Annotated in this window: 23 protein-coding genes and 1 pseudogene; 14 read left to right on the top strand and 10 right to left on the bottom strand. The window is 67.5% G+C overall.

The features are described 5' to 3' along the window. Window positions 1–163: 163 nt before the first annotated feature. The 3 genes and pseudogenes from BN3906_RS12405 (at window position 164) to BN3906_RS12395 (ending at window position 4,457) form a co-directional block, all read left to right on the top strand. Window positions 164–1,627 (top strand): amino acid permease, encoded by a 1,464-nt coding sequence (locus tag BN3906_RS12405; RefSeq protein ID WP_066588953.1) that lies wholly within the window; start codon window positions 164–166, stop codon window positions 1,625–1,627. Between the two features lie 14 nt (window positions 1,628–1,641). Beyond that, window positions 1,642–2,766: pseudogene (locus BN3906_RS12400) on the top strand (amino acid permease); the annotation flags it as partial. Between the two features lie 86 nt (window positions 2,767–2,852). Next, a complete protein-coding gene (locus BN3906_RS12395) occupies window positions 2,853–4,457 on the top strand; it encodes a DNA polymerase IV (RefSeq protein ID WP_315969049.1) in 1,605 nt (534 codons plus the stop codon). On the opposite strand, the gene BN3906_RS12390 is transcribed toward BN3906_RS12395, so the two are convergent. After that, window positions 4,390–4,860 carry an L-asparaginase family protein gene (locus BN3906_RS12390; RefSeq protein WP_261797012.1) on the bottom strand — a complete coding sequence of 157 codons (471 nt, stop codon included), beginning with the start codon at window positions 4,858–4,860 and terminating at the stop codon, window positions 4,390–4,392. The two genes, BN3906_RS12395 and BN3906_RS12390, sit on opposite strands and share 68 nt — an antisense overlap. Continuing rightward, window positions 4,857–5,816, bottom strand: a complete 960-nt coding sequence (locus BN3906_RS12385) for a hypothetical protein (protein ID WP_227870983.1) — start codon at window positions 5,814–5,816, stop codon at window positions 4,857–4,859. The genes BN3906_RS12390 and BN3906_RS12385 overlap by 4 nt, the downstream gene beginning before the upstream one ends. 50 nt (window positions 5,817–5,866) lie before the next feature. Here BN3906_RS12385 and lspA point away from each other — a divergent pair, with 50 nt between their 5' ends. Genes lspA through rarD form a run of 4 tightly spaced genes read left to right on the top strand, consistent with a single transcriptional unit; the run spans window position 5,867 to window position 9,061 of the window. Further along, on the top strand, window positions 5,867–6,460 hold the full coding sequence (lspA, locus tag BN3906_RS12380; protein WP_078057431.1) for a signal peptidase II: 594 nt from the start codon (window positions 5,867–5,869) through the stop codon (window positions 6,458–6,460). Beyond that, a complete protein-coding gene (locus BN3906_RS12375) occupies window positions 6,457–7,392 on the top strand; it encodes an RluA family pseudouridine synthase (protein ID WP_130839092.1) in 936 nt (311 codons plus the stop codon). The genes lspA and BN3906_RS12375 overlap by 4 nt, the downstream gene beginning before the upstream one ends. After that, window positions 7,392–8,135 carry a hypothetical protein gene (locus BN3906_RS12370; RefSeq protein WP_066588943.1) on the top strand — a complete coding sequence of 248 codons (744 nt, stop codon included), beginning with the start codon at window positions 7,392–7,394 and terminating at the stop codon, window positions 8,133–8,135. Before BN3906_RS12375 ends, BN3906_RS12370 begins: the two co-directional genes overlap by 1 nt. Then, window positions 8,132–9,061: an EamA family transporter RarD gene (rarD, locus tag BN3906_RS12365; RefSeq protein ID WP_066588940.1), complete on the top strand. Its 930-nt coding sequence runs from the start codon at window positions 8,132–8,134 to the stop codon at window positions 9,059–9,061. The genes BN3906_RS12370 and rarD overlap by 4 nt, the downstream gene beginning before the upstream one ends. A 26-nt stretch (window positions 9,062–9,087) precedes the next feature. On the opposite strand, the gene BN3906_RS12360 is transcribed toward rarD, so the two are convergent. Further along, window positions 9,088–10,440 carry a D-arabinono-1,4-lactone oxidase gene (locus BN3906_RS12360; RefSeq protein ID WP_436834823.1) on the bottom strand — a complete coding sequence of 451 codons (1,353 nt, stop codon included), beginning with the start codon at window positions 10,438–10,440 and terminating at the stop codon, window positions 9,088–9,090. Window positions 10,441–10,448: 8 nt separating this feature from the next. After that, window positions 10,449–11,663, bottom strand: a complete 1,215-nt coding sequence (locus BN3906_RS12355) for an alanine racemase (protein WP_066588938.1) — start codon at window positions 11,661–11,663, stop codon at window positions 10,449–10,451. 61 nt (window positions 11,664–11,724) lie between these two features. Between BN3906_RS12355 and nadA the strand changes: the two genes are divergently transcribed. The 3 genes from nadA (at window position 11,725) to BN3906_RS12340 (ending at window position 14,411) form a co-directional block, all read left to right on the top strand. Next, window positions 11,725–12,843 (top strand): quinolinate synthase NadA, encoded by a 1,119-nt coding sequence (gene nadA, locus BN3906_RS12350; protein WP_187119935.1) that lies wholly within the window; start codon window positions 11,725–11,727, stop codon window positions 12,841–12,843. Between the two features lie 41 nt (window positions 12,844–12,884). Then, a complete protein-coding gene (nadC, locus tag BN3906_RS12345; RefSeq protein WP_066588935.1) occupies window positions 12,885–13,820 on the top strand; it encodes a carboxylating nicotinate-nucleotide diphosphorylase in 936 nt (311 codons plus the stop codon). A 66-nt stretch (window positions 13,821–13,886) separates the two neighbouring features. After that, window positions 13,887–14,411 carry a hypothetical protein gene (locus BN3906_RS12340; protein WP_147592968.1) on the top strand — a complete coding sequence of 175 codons (525 nt, stop codon included), beginning with the start codon at window positions 13,887–13,889 and terminating at the stop codon, window positions 14,409–14,411. Here the strand turns inward: BN3906_RS12340 and BN3906_RS12335 are convergent. Continuing rightward, window positions 14,396–15,571: an ATP-binding protein gene (locus BN3906_RS12335; RefSeq protein WP_066588929.1), complete on the bottom strand. Its 1,176-nt coding sequence runs from the start codon at window positions 15,569–15,571 to the stop codon at window positions 14,396–14,398. The genes BN3906_RS12340 and BN3906_RS12335 overlap by 16 nt on opposite strands. Window positions 15,572–15,695: 124 nt before the next feature. Between BN3906_RS12335 and dnaE the strand changes: the two genes are divergently transcribed. From dnaE to BN3906_RS12315, 4 genes are read left to right on the top strand one after another with little or no spacing between them, the layout of a single operon-like run. Continuing rightward, complete coding sequence (gene dnaE / locus BN3906_RS12330) at window positions 15,696–19,262, top strand: DNA polymerase III subunit alpha (RefSeq protein WP_066588926.1); 3,567 nt, start codon at window positions 15,696–15,698, stop codon at window positions 19,260–19,262. Further along, window positions 19,263–19,928 carry an IMPACT family protein gene (locus tag BN3906_RS12325; protein ID WP_066588922.1) on the top strand — a complete coding sequence of 222 codons (666 nt, stop codon included), beginning with the start codon at window positions 19,263–19,265 and terminating at the stop codon, window positions 19,926–19,928. A 15-nt stretch (window positions 19,929–19,943) separates the two neighbouring features. Then, window positions 19,944–20,168, top strand: coding sequence for a hypothetical protein (locus BN3906_RS12320; protein ID WP_066588919.1), 225 nt, complete (start codon window positions 19,944–19,946; stop codon window positions 20,166–20,168). A 6-nt stretch (window positions 20,169–20,174) separates the two neighbouring features. Continuing rightward, entirely contained in the window at window positions 20,175–20,543 is a 369-nt protein-coding gene (locus BN3906_RS12315) for an RNA-binding S4 domain-containing protein (RefSeq protein ID WP_066588917.1), read from the top strand. Between the two features lie 70 nt (window positions 20,544–20,613). Here BN3906_RS12315 and BN3906_RS12310 read toward each other — a convergent pair whose 3' ends face one another. From BN3906_RS12310 to BN3906_RS12295, 5 genes are read right to left on the bottom strand one after another with little or no spacing between them, the layout of a single operon-like run. Continuing rightward, on the bottom strand, window positions 20,614–21,603 hold the full coding sequence (locus BN3906_RS12310; RefSeq protein WP_066588913.1) for a GTP pyrophosphokinase: 990 nt from the start codon (window positions 21,601–21,603) through the stop codon (window positions 20,614–20,616). Window positions 21,604–21,608: 5 nt separating this feature from the next. Beyond that, window positions 21,609–22,181, bottom strand: coding sequence for a hypothetical protein (locus BN3906_RS12305; protein WP_227870980.1), 573 nt, complete (start codon window positions 22,179–22,181; stop codon window positions 21,609–21,611). Between the two features lie 46 nt (window positions 22,182–22,227). Beyond that, entirely contained in the window at window positions 22,228–22,455 is a 228-nt protein-coding gene (locus tag BN3906_RS15250) for a BRCT domain-containing protein (protein WP_261797010.1), read from the bottom strand. After that, window positions 22,452–23,240, bottom strand: coding sequence for a hypothetical protein (locus tag BN3906_RS15245; RefSeq protein WP_261797009.1), 789 nt, complete (start codon window positions 23,238–23,240; stop codon window positions 22,452–22,454). The genes BN3906_RS15250 and BN3906_RS15245 overlap by 4 nt, the downstream gene beginning before the upstream one ends. After that, window positions 23,237–23,950, bottom strand: a complete 714-nt coding sequence (locus BN3906_RS12295; protein ID WP_147592964.1) for a TetR/AcrR family transcriptional regulator — start codon at window positions 23,948–23,950, stop codon at window positions 23,237–23,239. Before BN3906_RS12295 ends, BN3906_RS15245 begins: the two co-directional genes overlap by 4 nt. Window positions 23,951–24,040 lie beyond the last annotated feature (90 nt).

The raw sequence follows: 24,040 nt of genomic DNA, 5'->3' as shown, positions 1-24,040 counted from the left end.
TCAAGAGGGATAGTTCAGGAGAACGTACGCACACCGACGGAAGACCGCCGGGACTGCGCCGGGAGGTCCACCGGGCCGGCCCGGCGCAGCCCCGGCGGGGGCTTCTGAAGGGCCCGGTGAGCCGAGATTTCACCGGGTTGACGATGAAGGAAGGTCGCCCACGGTGACAGAGAACAACCAGACCCAGGAGTCGGCGTCATTCCTGACAGCTGACCAGCAGGGGTACCGCAAGGGCCTCAAACACCGTCACATACAGATGATGGCCATCGGCTCCGCGATCGGAACCGGCCTCTTCCTCGGCGCAGGCGGTCGACTGCATGATGCGGGACCGTCCCTGTTCATCGCATACGCGGTGTGCGGATTCTTCGGATTCCTGGTCCTCCGGGCCATCGGAGAACTGGTCATGCACCGGCCGAGCTCCGGCGGAGTGGTGTCCTACGCCCGGGAGTTCTTCGGCGAGCGTGCCGCCTACCTCATCGGATGGAACTACTTCCTCCAGTGGGCCATCACCGGTATCGCGGACGTGACCGCCTTCGCCCTCTACCTGAAGTTCTGGCCGCTCTTCGACGACGTACCGCAGTGGGTCCTGGCGCTGGTGGCGCTGGTGGTGGTCGTGGCCTTCAATGTCATCGGTGTCGCCGTCTTCGGCGAGCTGGAGTTCTGGTTCAGCTTCATCAAGGTCGCGGCAATCGTGATCTTCCTGGTGACCGGCATCATCTTCATCCTCACCGGTCACCAGCTCGACGGGGTGACTCCGGGCTGGTCGAACATCGCCGACCACGGGGGAATCTTCCCCGAGGGCGTCGTCCCGCTCGCCGTCGTCACCTCCGGCGTGTTCTTCGCCTACCTCGGAATCGAGGTCATCGCGACCGCCGCAGGAGAGACCGAGAACGCCCGCAGGGAGATGCCGCGTGCAGTGAACAACGTCGTGTGGCGCATCCTGGTCCTGTACTGCGGTTCAGTCCTCGTCATGTCCCTGCTGCTGCCGTACACCGACTATGACAAGGACACCAGCCCGTTCGTGACCGTGTTCTCCAAGGTCGGAATCTCCCAGATGGGCGACATCATGAACCTCGTCGTCATCACCGCGGTGCTGTCCTCCCTGAACGCCGGTCTGTACTCCACGGGCCGGGTGGTGCGCACCATGGCCCACGCCGGTTCCGCACCGCACTCGCTCGGTGAGCTCAACAACCGTGGCGTCCCCTTCGGCGGCATCGCCCTGACCAGTGTGGTCATCATCATCGGTGTGGTCATCAACTATGTCGCCCCCGGCCGTGCCTTCGACATCGCCATGAACCTCACCGCCGTGACCCTGGTTCTGACCTGGGGTTCGATGATCATCGCCCAGATGAAGCTGCAGAAGCGGGCTGAGGCGGGGGAGTTCGAGCGTCCCTCCTTCCGTATGCCCCTGGCACCGTACTCGAACTGGCTGACCCTGGCCTTCCTGCTGCTGGTGGTCATCCTCGTCGCCTCAGGTGACTCGATCGGTTTCTGGACCATCGTCATCTCTGTCCCCCTCATCCTCATCGCCTGGTTCTCCTGGCGCTGGGTTGAGCCGAGTGTGGAACGTCGTCGGGCGGAGTACGAGCTGAAGGTCGACCGCGCACACGTGGATCCTGCCAGGTAAGGGCAGACAGGACCTCAGACACCACCGCCATCGCGATGTACCTGAAGTTCTGGGGACTGTTCGAGTCAGTCCCCCAGTGGGTGCTCGCACTGGTCTCACTCATCGTGGTCCCGGCGCTCAACACCATCTCGGTGAAAGTCTTCGGTGAGATGGAGTTCTGGTTCTGTCTCATCAAGATCGCGGCGATCTGCGCCTTCCTCGTCGTCGGCATCGTCTTCATTGTCACAGGCCACGAGGTCGGTGGTCAGTCGCCGGGAATCTCGAGCATCGTCGACCACGGTGGACTGTTCCCCGAGGGGACCATGCAGCTGGCCCTGGTGACCTCCGGCGTCATCTTCGCCTACTTCGGCATCGAGATGGTGGCCACCGCCGCGGGCGAGACAGAGAACGCCCGAAAGGAAATGCCGCGTGCGGTGAACAACGTCGTGTGGCGCATCATCGTCTTCTACTGCGGTTCGGTGCTCCTGCTCAGCCTGCTTCTCCCGTACACCGCATACTCGGCGGACGAGAGCCCCTTCGTGACGTTCTTCTCTGCGGTCGGGGTGGACCACATGGGTGACATCATGAATCTCGTGGTCATCACCGCCGCACTGTCCTCCCTGAACGCCGGGCTCTACTCCACCGGCAGGATCGTCCGCACCATGTCCCTGGCAGGCTCCGCTCCGCTGCGTCTCGGCGTCCTCAACTCCCGGGGTGTTCCCTTCGGAGGGATCCTACTGACCAGTGCCATCATCGTCGTCGGCGTGGTGATCAACTACGTGAGCCCCGGAAGGGCCTTCGATATCGCGATGAACCTCGTCGCCATCACCATCGTCCTGGTCTGGGGCTTCCTCGTGGTCTGCCAGATGAAGCTGAAGGCGAAGGCCGACCGGGGAGAGCTGCAGCGCCCGGGATTCCGGATGCCTCTGGCACCGTGGTCGAACTGGCTGACCCTGGTGTTCCTCGCCTCTGTCGTGGTGCTCATGACCTACGGTGACGACCTCGGCTTCTGGACGGTCATGGCCGCGATTCCGGTGCTCGCGCTGATCGCCGCCGGCTGGTACCTGGTCAAGCCTGCCACTGAACGGCGCAGGGCCGAGCACGCGGTCACCGCGGAGACCGGCAGACAGAACCTGCGGGTCGACGTGACCGAACGCTGAGATCGTCCGGGTGGGGCGGGCCGGGCCGGGTGGGCCCGGCTGCCCCGGCTCCCGGACGGTTCCCCGGCACCCTATGATGAGGGACCGTGGAAGAGACGGCGACAGGTTCCGGACGCCGATGGGTGGTTCATGTCGACATGGACGCTTTCTTCGCCTCTGTCGAACAGCTCACCAGGCCGACCCTGCGTGGCCGTCCCGTCCTCGTCGGGGGAATGTCCGGCAGGGGAGTGGTAGCCGGGGCGTCCTACGAGGCCCGGGTGTACGGGGCCAGGTCGGCGATGCCGATGGTCAGGGCCGTCCGGTTGTGCCGGGGGCGGGCGGTCGTCGTCCGTCCCCGTTTCGAGGTGTACAGCGCAGCCTCGGAGCGTATCTTCGGCGTCCTGGAGAGGGAGGCCGGGTTCATCGAGAAGCTCAGTGTGGACGAGGGGTTCGCGGAGCCGGTGGAACTGGTCGGCGCGACCGCGGAGAAGGCCGGACAGTGGGCGTTGCGGATCCAGGACGCCGTGATGGAGGAGACCGGTCTGGTGTGCTCTGTCGGGGTGTCGGTCGGCAAGTTGCACGCGAAGATGGCGTCTGACCTCAACAAACCCCACGGTGTCGCGGTGGTGGGGGCCGAAGACCTCGACCGGATCTTCGGACCGCGTCCTGTCGGTGAGATCGGGGGGATCGGGCCGGTCGCGGTGTCACGGCTGGCATCGGCGGGCGTGACCACCATCGGGCAGTTCACACAGATGGACGAGTTCGACCTGAAGAGTCTCCTCGGCTCGGTCGGAGTCCAGCTGCAGCACTATGCCAGAGGTGACGACCCGCGTCCCGTCGCCCCACGCTCCCGGGCCAAGCAGGTTTCCGCGGAGCGGACCCTGCAGGTGGACGCCGTGACGACGGCGGAGGTCGACCCGGTCCTCGTGGCCACCGCGACTGCCGCACACACCCGGCTCCGCCGGGACGGGCGCGCCGCGAGGACGGTGACGGTGAAGACGCGGACCTCTGATTTCCGGTCGCACACCAGGTCTGTGACCCTTGCGGTGCCCACCGACGACCTTGACGAGATCATCGCGGCCTCGCGGTCGGTGATGCCGCACCCTGAGCGCTCCGGTGCAGTCCGCCTGGTCGGGGTCAGCCTGTCGGGACTGACGGCGGAACGTCAGGTCGCACTCTTCCCGGAACCCGGTGCGGATCCGGTGGGCGGCCACGGCCGGGTCGAGGGCCCGGGCGCCGACATGGCTGGAGACGGTGACGGTGACATTGCGGGTGACATTGCGGGTGACGGTGCCGGTGACGGGGTGGAGTCCGACCTGGTCGGCGACACTGCGGACGGCGGGGCAGAAGACCCCGGAACCGAGGACGCCGGGGAAGTTGCGGCCCAGGGAGAGACAGCAACCGCGCGGGGCCACGGCCCCTGGCTGCCCACACAGGATGTCCACCACCGTGAACTGGGGCACGGGTGGGTGCAGGGCACTGGGGCGGGGGTGGTCAGTGTGAGATTCGAGACCCGGGCCACCGGCCCCGGCAGGACGCGCACCTTCGACGTCGACGACCCTGACCTCAGCCCGGCTGACCCCCTGGACTCCCTTGCCTGGCAACCTGATACGTCACCTGACGGGCCACCCGACGGTCAGGCCCTCACCGGTCGGCCTGACGGGACACCGCCAGCTGACACAGAAGTTCCGTCCGGGCCTGGGCCGGGCTGAGGGTTCCCCCGGACCTGACACCGAGGGAGGCGAGGGTCGCTCCACCACCCGGACCGCCGTAGACGGGGCTCACCGGACCTGAAGGCACCCTGGTGCACATGACCACCGGAATACCGGACTGTCTTGCCCGGTGAATCCCGGGTGCCAGACCTCCGGCATTGCCCGAGCCGAAGGCGGCGATCACTAGACCGTCGGCCCCCGCCGAGAGCGCGGCGTCCACCAGGGTGCTGTCTGCCCCCTGGTAGGCGGTGACGATGTCCACCCTCAGCCCCTCCAGCGGTGCGGGTGCCGCACCTTCCCGGCTCAGGCACGCCGGGCGCAGGGCGGTCACGGCCCCGGACGACAACAACAGGCAGGAGGCCCGACCCGGGCCTGCCCCGGCCAGGGTGGACGCCGGGCTCACTGCCCGGCGGCGTCCTCCCCGCTCCAGGTCAGGGTGGTCTTCGATTCCTGCACCACGCTGACCGGGGAACCCGGCTGACCGTAGGTCACCACCGTCCGAGTCCTCACCGAACCCCCCACCGGAACGGGACGCCGCAGATCCAGGGTGAGGGAACCGCCGGACTCGCTGGTCGAGTCCATCACCTGGAGCTCCGTCCCGGCCATCTGCCTCACCGCCGGTGTGCGCGAAATGTCCACACCCAGGCTGATCACCGAATCACTGCGCGACGTGAGTGTGTAGGTCACCACCTGCTTCATGGACGCACCGGCGGCGACGTCGTCGATCTGACCGGTGACGGTCCACCGGGCACCCGCCCCGACCGGTTCAGCCGGGAACACGAGAGGAAGGTCGGTCATCAGTCCGAAACCCTGCTCCACGCTGGCGCGGGCCGAATCCGTCGCAGATTCGGGGGATGAGAAGCTGCGCGTGGCGACCTTCCCGTCGTCGCTGTACTTCTGGACCATGCGGAAACCCTCCGCAGTGGCGATGTCGGAGTTCCGGGCCTCATTGTCACCGGTCGGCGTACCCGCCGTGACCGTGGACTCGAGATCCTCTCCGTCCGTGGAGACTGTCGCGCTCAGGGGAATCTCCATGGTGACCTCCGAGTAGGGGAGTTCCCCCTCGGCGGTACCTTCGGCGTCCCCGCCCTCGGTGTGCTGGCCAAGCCCTGTCGTCACCCGGAACTTCCCGGACTGGGTCCCCTCATCACTGAACCACGCCAGAGGGGCAGTCGGGGCGGCACCGACCTCGAGGAGCTTCACGGCGACGCCGTCGACCGTGGTCTCGACCGGGTCCGACATGGTCCGGCCCTCCGTGGAACCTGACGAGGAGCACCCTCCCAGACCCAGGGCCGCTGCCAGAGTCACGGTGGTGAGGAGAACGGCCACTGCCGGGGGAAGGGTACGTCGTCTGTGCACGACTGCCAGGTTACCAACCCGCCCCGGTGCACCCGCTAGGATGGACCTCCGTGACTCCGGACCACGCCTCCCCGACAACTTCCCGCCCCTCGGGCGACAGCCGCACTGCCGTCGGAAAGCGGGCAGTTCCGTGGGCCCTGGTCGTGCTCGCGGCGGTGGTGGGCCTGGACCAGCTGACCAAGTGGCTGGTAGTGGAGAATCTCCGACCGGCGACGCCGTACCCGGTGATCGGTGACGTCGCACGCCTCTACCTCATCCGGAACCCGGGAGCCGCCTTCTCCATGGGGGAGGAGGCCACACCCTTCTTCGCGGTGATCCAGCTGGCGGCGGCCCTCCTGTGCATCTACCTGGCTTTCCGCACCACCAGTCCGTGGGCCTTCACCGCCGTGGGGCTGATCGGAGGTGGTGCCGCCGGAAACTTCATCGACCGGGTGTTCCGAGACCCGGGCGGACTGCACGGCCATGTCGTCGACTTCATCTCGGTGGGTGACTTCGCGATCTTCAACATCGCGGATTCCGGGATCACCGTCGGCGTGGTCGTCTACCTCTTCTACGCACTGTTCATCGAACCGCGGCAGTCCCGTGACAGTGCAGGTGACAGTGCCCGTGACATTGCCGGTGACAGAAACGGGGAGGTCCGGTGAGCGGGCGCGAATCGAGGATGCTGCCGGTACCGGGAGGACTCGCCGGAATGCGGGTGGACGCCGGCCTGTCGCGACTGCTCGGCCTGTCCCGCACCGTCGTCGCCGAACTCGCGGAGGCCGGCGACATCGTCCAGGACGGGCGCACGGTCGGCAAGTCCGACCGCCTGGTCGACGGAGCCTGGATCGACGTCACTCTCCCGGAACCTCCCCGGGACCTTGCCGCGGAACCTCCCCGCGCCGTTGAGGGGATGGAGATCCTCTACTCCGACGATGACGTCATCGTGGTGGACAAACCGGTCGGAGTGGCGGCACACCCCACCATCGGGTGGGAGGGGCCGACCGTCACCTCAGGACTGGCCGCGGCCGGGTTCCGGATCTCCACCTCGGGCCCCCCGGAGAGGAAAGGTATCGTGCACCGGCTGGATGTCGGTACCTCAGGAGTCATGGTGGTCGCGGCGTCGGAACGTGCGTACACGGTACTCAAGCGTGCCTTCCGTGACCGCACGGTGGACAAGACCTACCACGCTCTCGTCCAGGGGCATCCGGACCCGACCGACGGCACCATCGACGCACCTGTCGCCAGGCATCCCGGCCACGGGTGGAAGTTCACCGTCCGGGAGGACGGCCGCCGGGCGGTCACCCACTACGAGACCATCGAGGCGTTCCGTGAGGCGACACTGGTCCGGGTGCATCTGGAGACCGGCCGGACCCACCAGATCCGGGTGCACTTCTCTGCACTGCACCATCCTTGTGCCGGCGACCCCATGTACGGGTCCGATCCCGCCCTTTCCCGGCGGCTGGGACTGTCCCGACAGTGGCTCCATGCCGTCCACCTCGGTTTCCCACATCCCGACGGACGGTGGATGGACATCGATTCGCCCTACCCGGCCGATCTGCAGGCGGCCCTGGACCGGCTGCGTGAGACGAACTGATGCCCGCGCTGCCCACCCCCGAGAGGATTCCGGAGGACCGACGGACCAGGCGCAGGCTCGAGTGGCAGGACACCCGCCGACCTGCGTGGGTCATGTGGTTGTCCGTCGCCTGTGTCATTCTGATGGGTGTCGCGCTGGTCGCCCTGTCGAACTCGGAGCGGATGTCCCGACCCACGGCGGTCAACGGGGATTCTCTCGGCCCGGAGTCCGGTGAGAGTCTGCCGGCATATGCGGTTCGGGCGTCTGAGACCCTGACCGACGGTGAAGCAGGTCCGGCCGATTCTGTGAGGTGGGCACTCGTCACACCGGAGGAACCTCTCGACGTCGCCGGACTGACCACGTTGTTCCGCCCTTTCGCCGGGGTGGCGGACCTGCGGGTCAGCACCCTGCTGGTCGGTGGAGTGCAGTGGCCGGTACCGGAACCTGCGGTGGGCCACCGGCGCGAGGATGTCTTCATCGCCGTCCGTGACCGGGCCGCGGCCTCCGCGGGCGTGGGTGTGGAGGATCCGTCGCTGAGGGTGACAGGTGTGATCGTGCACGCCCGGGTGCCGGTCCTGCAGGACCTCGCTGCGGCCCGTGGCGTCCTCGCCGTGGAAGCTCTGCCGGCCGACGCCGTGTTCGGACGTTTCGGCGTCCGCCCCGCGCACACCGACGGGCACACCGACGGGGACACCGGGCGCACCGGTGGCACCGTCGGCACAGACGGTGCAGAGCGTGCCGGCGGCACGGGCGGTGCCGCATGATCTGGGGTGTCGCCTGCTACCTGATGTGGGGGTTCTTCCCCGCCTACTTTCCGCTGCTCGAACCGGCGGCACCCCTGGAGATCCTCGCCCACCGGTTCGTGTGGACCCTCCTGTTCGTCCTCGCGGTGCTCATGGTCCCGTTCCCGGGACGCGGACGCGGTGGACTGGGGTGGCTGCGTGACATCGGCGCAGCCCAGTGGTGCAGGATCGCCGCAGCGGCTGTTCTCGTCGCCGGGAACTGGGGACTGTACATCTACGCGGTGAACAACGGCCACGTCGCTGACGCCGCACTCGGGTACTTCATCAACCCGCTGGTCAGCGTGCTCCTCGGCGTCATCGTCCTGAGGGAGAGACTGCGGACACTGCAGTGGCTCAGCGTAGGCGTGGCAGCGGCGGCCGTCGTGGTGCTCACGGTGGCACTGGGATCTCCGCCGGTGGTGTCACTGGCACTGGCGGTCACCTTCGCGCTCTACGGTCTGATGAAGAAGAAGGTGACGCTCTCACCGGTACGGTCGTTGACCGCAGAGACTCTGGTGCTCGCCCCGGTCGGTGTCCTGTACCTGGCGTGGCTGCAGGTCCAGGGGACGAACACGATGCTGCAGGGAGGGCACGGCACCGGCCACGTGCTGCTGCTGGTGCTCTCCGGCGTGGTGACGGCCCTGCCGCTGCTGTGTTTCGCCCGTGCCGCCCACGAGCTTTCCCTGACGACCCTGGGGATGCTGCAGTACATCACCCCGGTCCTCCAGATGCTCTGGGCGGTCTTCGTCGCCCACGAACACATCGCTCCGGCACGGTGGTTCGGATTCGCCCTGATCTGGCTGGCGGTGACCGTGTTCACGGCCGACACACTGCTGAACTCGTCCCGCCGTCAGCGGCTCACCCGTCCGCGGCTCACCCGCCCCGCCCCGCCTGCAGGCGACGCCTGACAGGGCCGCCCCGATACACCGGACACTCAGGCGGTGCCGAAGATTCTGTCGGTGTAGGGGTTGCGGAACATCCCCTCCGGGTCCACGGTCGCGCGTAACGCTCCCACGGCGTCCAGGTCCGGGTGCACGGCGGCGAGCCGGTCATGGCCGAGACTGTGCAGTTTTCCCCAGTGCGGGCGACCCCCGGCTGCCACGAGTACCGGTTCGACCACCGAGAAGAGCTCACGCCAGTCGTCCCGGTGGTACCGGTGGACGGCGACATAGCAGGAGGGTCGTCCTTTCGCGGTGGACAGGGGAACGTCGTCGGCGGCAGCGGTCCTCACCTCGACGGGGAAGCCCACCGGTATCCCGCTGGAGTCGATGACCCTACGGACCTCGGCGAGCACCTCCCCGGCATCGGGGAAGGGAACCGCGTACTCCATCTCGTTGAACCGGACCCGTCGGGGGGAGACGAAGACACGGTCGGCGGTGTCGGCGTACCTGCGTTGCGCAAGCGCCGCGGCGGACACCCGGTTGACCGCCGGGGTTGTCCCGGGAACAGCGTGCATCACCTCGCACATGGCCTCGAAGGCGACATTGTTGACCAGTTCGTCCTCGATGAACGACCGCCACCGGGGCACCGGGCCGGGAAGACCGGACCTGTCGGACAGGGGGTGACGGGTGTTGAGTTTGACATGCGCGGTGTCGGTCCCGGGGAACCAGTAGTACTCGAAATGGTCCGTCTGCCGGGCCAGCTGTCCGAAACCCGCGACCACCGTGTCCAGCGGCTCCGCCCGTTCCACGGCAGACAGCAGGAAGCCCTCCACGACAGACATGGTCACCTCGGTGAGGACGCCGAGAGCCCCGACAGCGACCCTCCCGTACCGGAACAACGGGTCACCGGGGCCGGCGTCGTGCACCGTCGCGTCGGCGGTGACGATACGCAGGTGCCGGACCATGCCCGCCAGACCGGTGAAGCCTAGTCCGGTGCCGTGGGTCGAGGTCGACACCGCCCCGGCCAGGGACTGCGGGTCGACGTCGCCCTGGTTCGCCAACGCCAGTCCGTGGGGGCGCAGCAGGGCCGGGATGTCCCTCAGCCGGGTACCGGCGAGGAAGGTGACCTCCATGGCGTCCTTGTCGACGTTCACCACACCGGACAAGCGGTCAAGGTTGACCAGGACGCCGTCTGTCACCGCCGCCCCTGTGAAGGAGTGGCCGGCCCCGACGGTCCTGACCCGCAGGCCACGGTCTGCGGCGTCCCTGATGACGGCGATCACCTCCTCCTCGGTGGCGGGCTGCACGACAGCCACAGGCTGTGCGGTCTGCACCCCCGACCAGTTGCGCCATGAGCTTCCGCGCAACCTCTGCACCGGTCCCCGGAGCGCGGTCCGGGACCTCACCCAGCTGTTCACACGAACACCTTCCCTTCTCCACGGTAGGTCGGCCACCGGCCGACGACACCTGTCCCGCCGACACCGTCCGCACCGGCGGTGCGGGCCACGACGACAACCTCGTCAGTCCATTCCGCCTGTTCGCCGGCCTTGGCGTGCCGGAACCACACCTGGTCGCCCGGCCTGAGCCGCCGCGCAGCCTCCCCGCGCAGCGGAGTCTGCACCTCCCCGGCCCCTTCCGTCGACATGAAGGAAAGTCCGGCGGGATAGTCCACCACCGGAAGCCTGTCGGCACCGGGACTGCCGGAGGCCACCCGTCCACCACCGGCGACGGTGACGATGTCCGGTGCCGGTCTGCGCACCACGGGAAGGACGAACCACCCGGCCGCGGTCGGCCGGAACCTCCGGTAGTGGTCGAACAGTCCCGGTCCCATGATCCCCGAGCCGGCGCCGATCTCGGTGACCGCGGCTTCCGCCGCCGTGGTCTCGACGGATCCGGTGCCTCCGCCGTTGACGAACTCGAGGTGTCGCCCCCGGGCGGCCAGGACGTCACTGACCGCGGTGACGACTGCGGCGCGCCGGGCCGCCAGCTCCCGGACGGACACGGCCTTGACTGCGGCCACCGCAGGGGAGGTGTCCGTGGTGCCGGCGATCTGACCCTCGTAGGCCATGATCCCGACGAGGTCCACGCCGGGCCGGTCGCAGATCTGTGCGGCGAGTGCGGCAGCGTCCGCGACCGTGTGCACGGGCGAACGGCGGGCGCCCAGGTGCACCGGTCCGAGAACCAGGGAGGCGTCGACGTCGAGGCATACGCGCACCCGTCCGGCGCGCGTGTCCGGTGGGCTGACGGCGTCGATCAGGTCGAGGTGGGTGGTGCTGTCGACCGTCAGGGTCACGGTGTCCAGGTGGCGGGTGTCGGAGGTCAGATGTCGCAGCAGTGACGCCGAGACGCACGGGTAGGCGACGAGGATGTCGTCGCACACGCCTTCGTCGGCCAGCCAGAGGGCTTCCCCCAGGTCGTAGGCCAGCAGTCCGCGTATGCCGTCGACCCGGAGCAGGCGGGAGATCAGTTCCCGGATGCGGACGGATTTGGTGGCCAACCTCACCGGGGTGCCGCTGGCGCGGTCGACGAGGTCTGCGGCGTTGGCGAGGGCGGCGTCCAGGTCAAGGACACTGAACGGCGGTTCAAGGCCGGCGACGGCCGTACGGACCGCCGGACGTGGGATTCCCATGTCCGGATAATTCCACATCCGGCACTGTGCTGCCGGGCAACCGCCGTTATGATTGTCCGACATGACTGTGACGAAGACCACCGTGCCGGTAGACGAGCCGGCGGGGCGCTCGCTCGACCCCCTGGACAGCCCACTCCTGTCCACGGTATTCCGCGCACCCGGACACCAGGGACCCGAGGGACCGGTCGGCCGCTGGGAAGGGGTGCCCGGTGACGACACCTGGGCCGCGGAGATCCGACGCCTCAAAGAAGCCCGCAACGCCGTCATCCTCGCCCACAACTACGAACTTCCCGAGATCCAGGACATCGCCGACCACACCGGAGACTCACTGGCACTGTCCAGGATCGCCGCCGAAACCGACGCCGACGTCATCGTCTTCTGCGGAGTGCACTTCATGGCCGAGACGGCGAAGATCCTGTCCCCCGCGAAGACTGTCCTCATCCCGGACGCTGCGGCCGGCTGCTCACTCGCAGACTCCCTCACCGCCGACGAACTGGCGGAATGGAAAAGTGAACACCCCGACGCCCTCGTCGTCAGCTACATCAACACCTCGGCCGCGGTCAAAGGTCTCACCGACGTCTGCTGCACCAGCTCCAATGCCGTCGACGTGGTCGCCGGACTGCCCGGGGACCGTGAGATCCTCTTCGGCCCCGACCAGTTCCTCGGCGCCCATGTCCGTCGCAGGACAGGACGGGACAACATCCACGTCTGGGCGGGCGAATGCCACGTCCACGCAGGGATCTCCGGGCCGGAGCTCGCCCGGCGCGCCGAGGAGAACCCGGACGCCGACCTGTTCATCCACCCGGAGTGCGGTTGCGCGAACTCGGCGATCTACCTCGCCGGAGAAGGAGTCATCGACCCGGCCCGGGTCCACATGCTCTCCACCGGTGAGATGCTCACCTCGGCCCGGGAGGCGTCACGCTCAGGCAGGGGCAGGGTTCTCGTCGCGACGGAGGTGGGCATGCTGCACCAGCTCAGGGGGGTGGCCCCGGACGTTGACTTCGCCCCCGTCAACGAGCGTGCCTCCTGCCCGTACATGAAGATGATCACACCGGCGGCACTGCTGCGCTGTCTCGCCCTGGGCACCGACGAGGTTGACGTGGCCCCGGAGGTCGCGGAGAAGGCCCGGAACGCCGTGGAACGCATGATCGCTGTCGGGACGCCCGGCGGCGGGGAGTAACTTGATCCGCCGTGACTGCTTCCAGGACTGCACTGCCGCAGATGTTCCCAGGTGACCCGCGTTTCCCCTACACCTCACCGTTGGGACAGGACTGCGTACCCTCGTCGTTCACCGCACTGGCCCGCGCCGCACTGGCCGAGGACCTCGCCGACGGGGACGCCACGACCCTGGCCACCGTTCCGCGGGGAGCCACCGGTCGTGGCGTCCTCGTCGCCAGGGCAGGGGGAGTGGTCTCCGGTGTCGACGCAGCCCGCGCGGTACTGGTCGAGGCCGCGGAACCGGCGTTCGCAGCCGTGCTGGGAGGCACAGTGGCACTGACCGGGACGGTGTCCAACGGCACCGTTGTCGCGCCGGGCGACGTGGTCGGTGAACTCACCGGACCGGTTCGTGCGGTACTGCAGCTGGAACGCACGGTGCTCAACATGCTCACCCACGCGTCCGGGGTCGCGACACTGACGGCGGCGTGGGTTGCGGCCGTGGACGCCGCGGCACCGGAGGGACACCACGTCGCCGTGCGGGACTCCCGGAAGACACTTCCGGGGCTGAGACTGCTGGAGAAGCGTGCGGTGGTCCACGGCGGTGGAGTTCCCCACCGCTACAACCTGTCGGACCAGGCGATGGTCAAGGACAACCATGTGACCGCCGGAGGCGGCGTGGTGGACGCCTACCGTGCCCTGCGGGCCGCCCGCCCGGAACTGTGGTGCGAGGTGGAGGTGGATGACCTGGCGCAGCTGCGGGCGGTGCTCGCGGTGAAGAATCCCCCGCAGCAGGTGCTGCTGGACAACTTCACGGTGGAGGACACCGCGGAGGCGGTGGCGTTGCGCGGTGCACAGGCACCGGGGGTGCTGCTGGAGTCCTCCGGCGGTCTGACCCTGGATGTGGTCGGTTCCTTTGCATCCACCGGGGTGGATTCGGTCGCGGTGGGGGGTCTGACCCACTCCGCTGCGGCACTGGACATCGGACTCGACCTGGTCTGAGGGTCGGAGCCGTCCGGGTGTTCCGGGGCCGACTGCCGGCAGCGGTTCCTCGTGTATCCTGAGAGAATGGGAAGAGGCGGGGGAAGCGGCACGGTGAACGGCGGGGAGGAGTCCGCGGTGTTCGTGGTCAACGTACCGGGCGACATGCGTGTCATCCCGTTCGTCGTGATGCTGCCGTTGTGGGTGATGGTTCTCGCGGTACGTGAGTGGTCTCTGGTCCTGGTGGCTGCGGTGGTACTGGTGTGCCTGATCGGGTTGTTGTTCTTCGCCGTTGTCCGCGTCCGTGTCGGTGGTGGGACGGTGGAGATCACCGGCCCGTTCTACCGGCGCCGGATTCCGGTGGACCACATCGGGTCCGTGACCGTCGCCCCCGATGACGGCATGAACCACGGCCTGGTCAACTGGCCGGTCATCGGTAGGGCGACGTCGCCGGAGGGGGTCCGGCTCAACCTCGGGGGCAGTGCGGCAGTGCGGGTCACGACGGTGACAGGGGAGAGGTACACGGTCGTCTTCCCGACCGACGCGGATGCCCTGGCCTGCCGGGACGCTGTGGCCGGGATGACGGCGAACCCGTCTCATCCGGTCGTGTGACGTCTCACCCACGTGCCCATGCCGGGCGTGATGAAGTGCAGGCCACCCGCCCCGCTCCGGTAGATCGTCCCCTTCTTTATCAGTCGGTCGCGCAGGTAGGAGACCTTCCGGGTCTCCTCGCCCATCGCCTGTGCCACCTGCCCTCCGTTCGGTTCCCTGACGGTGGACTGCACGGCTGCCAGTGCGGTGAGGTACTCGCGTTCACGGCCGCTGGCGTCCTCCCAGCGGCCGAGGAACAGCTGTTCCAGGTCGGCGGTGATCCGGGGGAGTGCGTCCCCGGCGTGTCCGGCGGTGATGCGGTCACTGCCGTGGGAGGCACGCCATGCGAAGTGCCCGGCGACCTGGATCGCGTAGGGGTAGCCACCGGTCCGGGTGAGGAGGAGGTCGGCGGCGTCAGGATCCATCGGACGTCCGGACTGCCCGGCGGGTCCGGTCAGTGCTTCCCTGGCGTCGTGGACCGGGAGGGACTCCAGAGGGTGCCATTCCGCCCGTTCGAGGTAGGTCGGCAGTTGACTTCCGCGCTTCCCGCGCAGGGAGGGGAGAGCGGCGACGGCGATGACCAGCGGCCAGTTCTCGGGCACCGTCTCCTGGAGGACGCCACCGAGTTCATGCATCTCTGCAGGGGTGGAGTTCTGCAGTTCATCGAGGGTGACGAGGAGCCCGGAGCCCCGGGCCGCGGCAGCTGTCATCGTCGAGCGGAGTGTGTCGCCCAGCGACTGCGGTGAACTGTCCTCTCCCCGCGACACTTCGACACCTCCGCCGATCCCGAGTACCGACGCCTGGATCCTGGCTCCGGTCAGCCGCGTCCGCCTCCCCGTTCCGGGGCCGCCGGGAGTGGTCCCGTCGAACAGGGCTCGTGCCGCGCGGAGCCTGGTGGTCAGCTCCCCGACCAGGTCAGACCTTCTGGCCTCGACGTGCACGGTCGGCCATGAATGCTGTTCGGCCGCGGCACGGGAGATCTCCCCGAGAGTCACCGTCTTCCCCACTCCCCGTGGGCCGACGAGGATCAGGGGGCGTGGCGTCCTCCCGTCGAAGGCGGCGACCTCGAGTGCCTCGTTGGCGGCGTCCAGTACATCGGTGCGGCCGGCGAACACCAGGGGTGCCTGGTTGAAACCCGGACGGTAGGGGTTCGGCTGGCGGGCGGGGTGTCCGGTGTCCATGTGCGAAGTATAGCGCGTATAGCAGATACGGACACGTATGGCGAAAAAGGCAACATAGAGCACCGTATAGCAGGACATGCGTCGCGTGTCGGGGAGATCCTGTGCCAACGGTAGACTGTCCGCCATGAAGAAGTCCTCCTTCGTCCACCTGCACAACCACACCGAGTACTCCATGCTCGACGGCATGGCGAAAGTGGACCTGCTCGCCCGGGAGGTGACCCGGCTGGGAATGCCGGCCGTGGGAATGACCGACCACGGCAACATGTTCGGATCGGACGCCTTCTACCACGCGATGACCAAGGCAGGGGTCAAGCCGATCATCGGGATCGAGACCTACATGGCCCCCGAGTCCCGGCTGTTCAAAGACCGGATCCGCTGGGGCGAGCCGGGGCAGAAACGTGACGACGTCGCCGGCGGCGGCTACTACCTGCACCAGACGATGATGGCGGAGAACGCCACCGGACTCCACAACCTCTTCCGCCTGTCCTCCCTCGCCTCCTATGAAGGCCAGGTGTCGAAATACCCGAGGATGGACGCCGAAATTGTCGCCGAACATTCCGAAGGCATCATCGCCACCACCGGCTGCCCCTCCGGGGACGTGCAGACCAGGCTCCGCCTGGGCCAGTTCGACAAGGCCCTGGAGGCCGCGGCGATGTGGCAGGACATCTACGGCAAAGACAACTACTTCCTCGAGCTCATGGACCACGGACTCGACATCGAGAAAAGGGTCCGCGACGATCTGCTCGAGATCGGCCGCCGTCTCGAGCTCCCTCCGCTGGTCACCAACGACTGCCACTATGTTCTCCAGAAACAGGCCAAGCCCCACGAAGTGATGCTCTGCGTGCAGACCGGTGCCACCCTCGACGAGCCCACACTCGACGAAGGCGGCAAGCGGTTCGCCTTCTCCGGCGACGGCTACTACGTGAAACCCGCGGAAGTGCTGCGCGAATACTGGGACCCGATCGTCCCCGACGGCTGTGACAACACCCTGTGGATCGCCGAACGGGTACAGGACTACGGGGAACTCTGGGAGGAGCACCCCCTCGACCGGATGCCGAGATACGACGTGCCCGAAGGCCACACCCCCGTGTCCTGGCTGCGGCATGAGGTGGCTGAAGGTCTCAAGGCGCGCTTCCCCGGCAGGGAGGTCCCCCAGGAGTACCTGGACCGTGCGGAATATGAGATCGGTGTCATCGACATGAAGGGATACCCCTCCTACTTCCTCGTCGTCGCCGACCTGATCAGGCATGCCCGTTCCATCGGGATCTCCGTGGGACCGGGCCGTGGCTCCGCCGCCGGGGCACTGGTGGCCTACGCCCTGACGATCACCAACATCGACCCCATCGAGCACGGGCTCATGTTCGAGAGGTTCCTCAACCCGGAACGCCCCTCCGCCCCCGACATCGACATCGACTTCGCCGACGACCGTCGCGGGGAGATGATCCGCTATGCGGCGGAGAACTGGGGGGAGGACAAGGTCGCCCAGGTGATCACCTTCGGCACGGTGAAGACCAAGCAGGCCATCAAGGACGCCGCCCGTGCCCACCACGGTCAGCCCGGGTTCCAGATCGCCGACCGGATCACCAAGGCCCTCCCGCCGGCGCAGGCGGCCAAGGACATCCCCCTGTCAGGGATCATGGACCCGGAGCACCCCCGTTACGCCGAGGCCGCGGAGATCAGGACCCTCATCGAGACCGACCCGGTGGTCAAGGAGATCTACGACGACGCCCTGGGCCTGGAGGGCGTCGTCCGGCAGGCCGGGGTGCACGCATGTGCGGTGATCATGGCGTCCGTCCCGCTGATGGACCACATCCCGATGTGGAAACGCCCCCAGGACGGTGCCTACATCACCGGCTGGCCCTACCCCGCCTGTGAGGCGATCGGGCTCCTGAAGATGGACTTCCTGGGACTGCGCAACCTCACCGTCATCGCCGACTGCATCGAGAACATCCGGCGCAACAGGGGTGAGGACGTCGACCTGGAGAACCTCTCCACCGACGACCCGGCCTCCTACGAGCTCCTGGCACGCGGGGAGACCCTGGGGATCTTCCAGCTGGACTCCGGCGGCATGCAGGAGCTGCTCAAGCGGATGAAACCTACGGGCTTCAACGACATTGTGGCGTCGCTGGCACTGTACCGTCCGGGCCCGATGGGGGTCGGCGCGCACTGGGACTACGCAGACCGCAAGAACGGCCGCAAACCCATCGAGCCGATCCACCCCGAACTCGCGGAGTCCATCAGGGACATCCTGGAGGAGACCTACGGTCTGATCGTCTACCAGGAGCAGATCATGAGGATCTCGCAGAAGGTGGCCAACTACACCGCAGGCGAGGCAGACGGGTTCCGTAAGGCCATGGGCAAGAAGAAGCCCGAGGTGCTTGCCAAGGAGTTCGACAAGTTCTCCGCGGGCATGAAGACCAACGGCTACTCCGACGATGCCGTCAAGGCGCTGTGGGACACGATCCTGCCGTTCGCCGGGTACGCGTTCAACAAGTCCCACGCTGCCGGCTACGGTCTGGTGAGTTTCTGGACCGCCTACCTGAAGGCCCACTACACCGCCGAGTACATGGCGGCCCTGCTGACCTCTGTGGCCGACAAGAAGGACAAGTCCGCCATCTACCTCGCAGACTGCCGGCACCTCGGAGTGAAGGTGCTGAGTCCGGACGTCAACGAATCCGCCTACACCTTCCAGTCCGTCGGTGAGGACATCCGATTCGGGCTGGGTGCGGTCCGCAACGTCGGCGAAGATGTCGTCGAGTCGATCATCCGTGCCCGCGAGGAGAAGGGGAAGTTCCGCGACTTCTCCGACTACCTCGACAAGATCGACGCCACCGCCTGTAACAAACGGGTCACCGACTCCCTGATCAAGGCAGGGGCCTTCGACTCTCTCGGCCACCCCAGGAAAGGCCTGCAGCTCATCCACGAGGACGCCGTGGACGCCGTCAGCTCCACCAAGAAGGCAGCAGCCAGAGGGCAGTTCGACCTGTTCGCCGGACTGTCGGAGGAGGACACCGGCGACGCGTTCCGGGTGGATGTCCCCGACCAGCACTGGGACCGCAAGCACGAGCTGTCGCTGGAGCGGGAGATGCTGGGGCTGTACGTCTCGGGCCACCCCCTCGACGGGTTCGAGGCGTCCCTCGACGCCCAGATCGACACCCCTCTGACCACCGTCATCTCCGGGGAACTCCCGGACAAGAAGATGGTCAAGGTCGGCGGAATCATCTCCTCGGTCGACCGCAGGGTCGACAAGAAGGGCAACCCGTGGGCGATCGTGACCATCGAGGACCAGCATTCCGCCCAGGCCGAACTGCTCGTGTTCTCCAGGGTGTACAGCATGGTCGCCCCGGTGATCGCGGAGGACAACATCATCCTCGCCCAGGCCGAGGTCAGCATCCGGGACGACAGGATGAGCCTGTTCTGTGTCGACCTGAAACCGGCGGAGCTCAGCATCGGCGCGGGGTCCGGGGTACCGCTGCGACTGCGTATGCGCATCGACCAGTGCACCCCGGAGAACATCTCCCGGCTCCGGGACGTCCTGAGCAGCAACAGCGGAGACTCCGACGTCTATCTCACTCTCGCCGACGGTGACGAGGAACTGCAGTACATGCTCCCCCCGGAACTGAGGGTGAACCGCACCTCGTCGCTGATGGGTGACCTGAAGGCGTCCACCTGGGCCGGGATTCTCGGCTGAGTGGGGGAGAACAGGCAGCCGGCCCCGTTCCTGCGGCCGGCAGAGGCGGAGGAGCCCTGGCAGGCACTGACCGAGGTGAAACGGTCCCGGTTCCTGGCACTGGTGTCCCGGGCCACCGGTGAGGACGAGGCGCGGGCCTTCATCGCCCGGGTCCGGGCCGACCACCCGGACGCCCGTCACCACTGCAGCGCCTTCATTCTCCACGTCGGTTCGGCGAACCCTGTCGAGCGCTCCAGCGATGACGGTGAACCTTCCGGCACCGCCGGACAGCCCATCCTGGAGGTGCTCCGCGGTTCGGGTATGGAGGATGTCGTCGCCGTCGTCGTCCGGTGGTTCGGCGGAGTCAAACTCGGTACCGGGGGACTCGCCCGCGCCTACCGGGACGTGGTGAAGGAAGCGGTGGACAAGGTGCGGGTCGTACGGCGGGAGCCGCGGGCACTGTGGGTCCTGACAGTTCCGTACGCTGCGGCAGGACGCCTAGAAGCCGACCTGCGCAACCGGGGCTGCCAGGTCACTGCGTCGTACTCGTCCACGTCGGTGGAGCTGACCCTCGCCGTCGACGCGGGTGACGATCCCACCGGGACCGTCGCCGGCCTCACAGGAGGTGAGGTCCCTGTGCACCGGGCCGGTGAACAGTGGTGTGACGTGCAGGTGTCCTCCACCTGACGGTAACCTTGAGCCATGAGCATGGACAACTACCAGGGCAACACGGTGGCCCGGCGCAAAGCCGAGGTCCGACGACGGTCGCGGACACTGCAGATCTCCGGCGGGGTGGCGGTGGCAGGCGTCGTGCTGGGGGTCGTCACGACAAACTTCTTCTATCTGGTCGCAGTGGTGGCGCTGGTGGTCTTCGTGGCGAACGCCTGGAAGATCCGGGAGGTAGTCAACCAGAAGGACCAGTGGTGAGATCCGGTGAGCTCCGCCACCAGGATTGACGCGTGGGTCTGGTCGGTCAGGCTGTTCCGTACCAGATCGGCCGCCGCCGAAGCCTGCCGTGCAGGTCACGTCAAGCTCAACGACGAAACGGTGAAGCCCGCCCAGCCGGTGGCGGTCGGGGACCGGGTGCGGGTGTGGAACAACCACCGTGAGTACATCTACGAGGTCACCGGTCTGGTCAGCAAACGGGTCGGGGCGTCAGTGGCACGACAGTGCTACATCGACCACTCCCCGCCGCCACCGTCGAAGGAACTGCTGGACTCCCAGCCCCGTCGGGACAGGGGGGCGGGACGTCCGACGAAGAAGGAGCGGCGGGAGACCGACCGTCTCCGCGGCAGGCGCTGACCGGGGAGCCCCGGCTGTACCCGGGCCCGGTTGCCCCGGCGCTTTCTCCTACGGTCGTCACCTGCTGTCGTCACCTGCGGTCGGCACCGGTGAGTCGCTGCCACCGGTTACCCAGTCTTCCCGGCCGTGACCCGGGATTGTCGCCGATGTGGACTGTCCTGCGGATGTGGTCGCGACCGTAGGTGAGCAGGAGGAGGTCGTCGACAAGCCTCACCTGGCCCGGCGCGTAACCGTAGTCCATCGCGTCCATCAACCGTGCCAGATTCTCCGGACTGCACAGGGCACCGAGTTCCCCGATGGTGGTGATCCCGTGTGCTGCGAGCATGTCGACGGCGAACCCGTAGTAGTCGGCCTTCGAAGTGGGGTAGGCGGAACCGAGGATCATGGTGAGCACCCCGGGCAGTGTCGTTGCGGTGAGTTCGGCGTCCTCAGGGGCGTTGACCGCGGAGGAGACGATCCTCTGGATCTCGTCGAACTGACCGTCTGCGAGTTCGATGAGGCCCGCCGCCAGGGTGAACGCCCGGTGGACCTCGACGGGCAGGTCCTCGTCCGGATTCTTGTAGCGGATGTCGTGCTCGAACTCCGCCCAGGCATGCTGGAGCACTGTCCTGAGCTGGATCTCCACCAGTCGCCCGTCCAGGTCGGTGTGGTTGCCCAGACCGGGAAGGCGACGGTGATCCACCCGGGCGATCACGTGGCGGGAAGCATAGCCGAAGCTGCCTTCCGCCCTGGCCTTCTCCGCCTTGTCGACGACATCCTCGACGGCGAAGAGATTCCTCATCACCCCGACGAGCAACGGGATTCCTGACGTGGTGAACACGGTGACCCTGATGCCTATCACATCGTGGGCGGAGGCGAAGTCACGGTACTCGGGGAACGCGGGGTTCCGCAGCTTCGTGAGGAAGCTCCTCCTGTCCTTGATCCTCACCGACACCTGGTCGTAGGAGATGCCGGCGTCGTTGAGCTCATCGGAGAGCACCCGCCGGATGTCGTCCGTGACCGTGGGGTGGTCGGCCAGCCAGACGTCGTAGTCGTGGAGCGCGGAATCGTACGAACCCATGGCCTTTACAGTAGGGCACCGGCGGTCAACCTCAGGGCCGGACCGCAGGCTTCACCACCGAGTAGAGCGCTGAGCTGCCCCGACGGAGGAAGTTGACACCCGGGTTCCGCGACGAGCAGGCGCCCTGACTCCGTCGTGGTGACCACGGGTCCTCCACGGAGTACCCGCAGCGTCGGTCGAAGGAGCAGCGGATGTGCTATCAACCCGGCGGCAGGGAAGAGGTCGTCGATGACGCCGACCTCGTGGAAGCCCGCTCCGAGGCGTCGCCTACGCAGGGACGTTCCGTGAGCTGCGGTCAGCCTCCCCAGGGCAGCGAGCATCTCCAGCGCGGCATCGGCCCACAGGCCACCGACCGTGGTGTCTCTCACGACAAGGTCATCGGTGGTGAGGCAGCGGGTGCCGTCCGCTCCGGACTGTCGTATTCCGGTGACGAGACCTGCACCGAGGGGGATGAGCAGCGCCGTTCCCGTGGAGTAGATGTCACAGGGTCCGGGGACGGGGCCGGTGATCGGCAGCAGGTGCAGGCAGGAGTCCATGCTCCAGTAGGACTCCGCGGACCCCCCGGAGGTTCCCTTCATGTCCCCGCACCTCCACCCCCGCACACACCGTACCGGGTCCGGCCCGTCAGAACGGCGCGTCGGTGTCCCTGACCTCGGAGAAGTCCGGACGCCGTGGTCTGCCGATCTTGTCCAGGAACTCGTCGAAGCTCCAGATCTCGATCCCCTGGCCCTTCTCGTTGAGCTCCCTGGCACGTTTCTCCTTGCTGGTGACGGACTCCCAGGTGCCCACGACAAGTACGGTGGTCTTCTTCGTGACGTTCTTTCCCACCGTCCCTCCTGCCGCGGCAATCATGTCCCAGACCTCGCCTTTGCTGTACGGGTCGAAGTCACCGGTGACAGTGACGTTCTGCCCGAACACGGGACTGTCGGCGTCCGCGGTGAGATCCGGTTCCGGGACGACGTCCGGTGTGGACACCCGTTTCCAGTCGCCCCCGCCACTGTGCCGTGCCCCCTGACGTCCACCGCGGTCCGGGCGCCCGGTACCGGGGGACGTCGGACTGCCGGATGATCGGTCCCCGCCGGAGTCGCCGACCCCGGCAGTGGTCGCGCCACCGCCGGAGGCAGGCGCAGTGCTGTCAGCGTCCCCGACCGCAGTGGCCGGGAGGGGGCCGGGCTGTCAGCGTCCCCGACCGCAGTGGCCGGGAGGGGGCCGGCGTCCCCGGGGAGGGCGAGGGTGGCGTCCTCCGGCCGGAGGCCGCTCTGCAACGCGGTGAGGGCGGCATGCACTGCAGTGAACTCGCTGTCCTGTCCGGGGGCGAAAGCCACCACGGTGGACACCCCGTGCGTCGCCGGGTATCCGCGCAGCGGACGGGCCACGCCGAACTCCGGGATGTCCTGCAGGGAGAACTGGATCCACCCGGGTGATGCGGCGGTGGGGGCATGGTGGTACCACCCTCTCAGCTGGTCGCGCCGGACCGTGAGCTCGGGGGGAAGAAGAGTCCGTCCCATCGGCGTCCTGTGGACGTGCACCCCGTCTGACGCGACAGTGACCACGGCACCGTGGGCGGTCACGGTGACGGCGTCGTCGGGGGTTTCAGAAGAACTCTGTGCCGCACTGTGGCGCGAGTCGTCGGTCATGACTGTGAACCTTCCGCTTCCTGGTGATCCGCTTCCTGGTGATTCGGCTGACTGCCGCGGGACGCCGGCGGGGCTGCCGTGTCCGGTCCTGAAATGCCGTGTTCTGACGGGCCCTGACCCGGGGAACCTGAGGGAGCTGCGACGCCGTCAAGGATGAGACCTGCACCGGCGAGAATCCGCGTGACAGACCCGTCACCGGCTCCGTCCGATTCCGCTCCGGCGGAACGGGCGGTCTGCAGTTCCGTCACCGCTCCGAGGAGATAACGTACGGTCACCCACGCCGCCAGCCCCACGTCACGGGCCGGGGCCCCCCGGAGGGCCGCCGAGACCTGTTCGACGGGATCGACCCCGAGAGCACCGGTGGCCAGAGAGGCTGCGACGATCTCGGCACCGTCCCGGGTGGACAGCAGTCTGTGGACGAGATGGTCCACCTCCGCGAGAGTCCGGGCCCTCCAGTCAGGGGACCCGGCCTCCGGACCGGCGTCCCGGACCCCGGACTCCCCGACGTCGGCGGTGCTGCCGGAAGGGCCCTCCAGGATCCTGTCGGCCACTGCGCCGAGCAGGGCCTGCTTTCCGGAGAAATGCCAGTACAGGGCGCCCGGCGCCACGTCCAGGTTACGTGCCAGCCGACGCATGCTGAGGTCACCGAGCCCGTAGGCGTCGAGGATGTCGAAAGCGGCGTCAAGAATGACTTCCCGGTTGAGCTGCACGCTGACCGAGTCTAGCCGGGATAACGGATCGCGGTCACCGTCGATGTAACCTCGGACAGGAATGTCATTCTGCAGCGTCCCGTTGCAGGA

This window comes from Corynebacterium provencense (assembly GCA_900049755.1).
GTDB classification, from domain to species: domain Bacteria; phylum Actinomycetota; class Actinomycetes; order Mycobacteriales; family Mycobacteriaceae; genus Corynebacterium; species Corynebacterium neomassiliense.
Note: the sequence above shows the minus strand (reverse complement) of the source record. Positions and strands in the feature narration are given on the sequence as shown.

Coding starts and splice junctions, on each gene's coding strand:
- BN3906_RS12370 (WP_066588943.1), top strand. CDS start 7,392: ATGCCCGCGCTGCCCACCCCCGAGAGGATTCCGGAGGACCGACGGACC.
- rarD (WP_066588940.1), top strand. CDS start 8,132: ATGATCTGGGGTGTCGCCTGCTACCTGATGTGGGGGTTCTTCCCCGCC.
- BN3906_RS12355 (WP_066588938.1), bottom strand. CDS start 11,663: ATGGGAATCCCACGTCCGGCGGTCCGTACGGCCGTCGCCGGCCTTGAA.
- nadA (WP_187119935.1), top strand. CDS start 11,725: ATGACTGTGACGAAGACCACCGTGCCGGTAGACGAGCCGGCGGGGCGC.
- nadC (WP_066588935.1), top strand. CDS start 12,885: ATGTTCCCAGGTGACCCGCGTTTCCCCTACACCTCACCGTTGGGACAG.
- BN3906_RS12340 (WP_147592968.1), top strand. CDS start 13,887: ATGGGAAGAGGCGGGGGAAGCGGCACGGTGAACGGCGGGGAGGAGTCC.
- BN3906_RS12335 (WP_066588929.1), bottom strand. CDS start 15,571: ATGGACACCGGACACCCCGCCCGCCAGCCGAACCCCTACCGTCCGGGT.
- dnaE (WP_066588926.1), top strand. CDS start 15,696: ATGAAGAAGTCCTCCTTCGTCCACCTGCACAACCACACCGAGTACTCC.
- BN3906_RS12320 (WP_066588919.1), top strand. CDS start 19,944: ATGAGCATGGACAACTACCAGGGCAACACGGTGGCCCGGCGCAAAGCC.
- BN3906_RS12310 (WP_066588913.1), bottom strand. CDS start 21,603: ATGGGTTCGTACGATTCCGCGCTCCACGACTACGACGTCTGGCTGGCC.
- BN3906_RS12305 (WP_227870980.1), bottom strand. CDS start 22,181: ATGAAGGGAACCTCCGGGGGGTCCGCGGAGTCCTACTGGAGCATGGAC.
- BN3906_RS15250 (WP_261797010.1), bottom strand. CDS start 22,455: ATGATTGCCGCGGCAGGAGGGACGGTGGGAAAGAACGTCACGAAGAAG.
- BN3906_RS15245 (WP_261797009.1), bottom strand. CDS start 23,240: ATGACCGACGACTCGCGCCACAGTGCGGCACAGAGTTCTTCTGAAACC.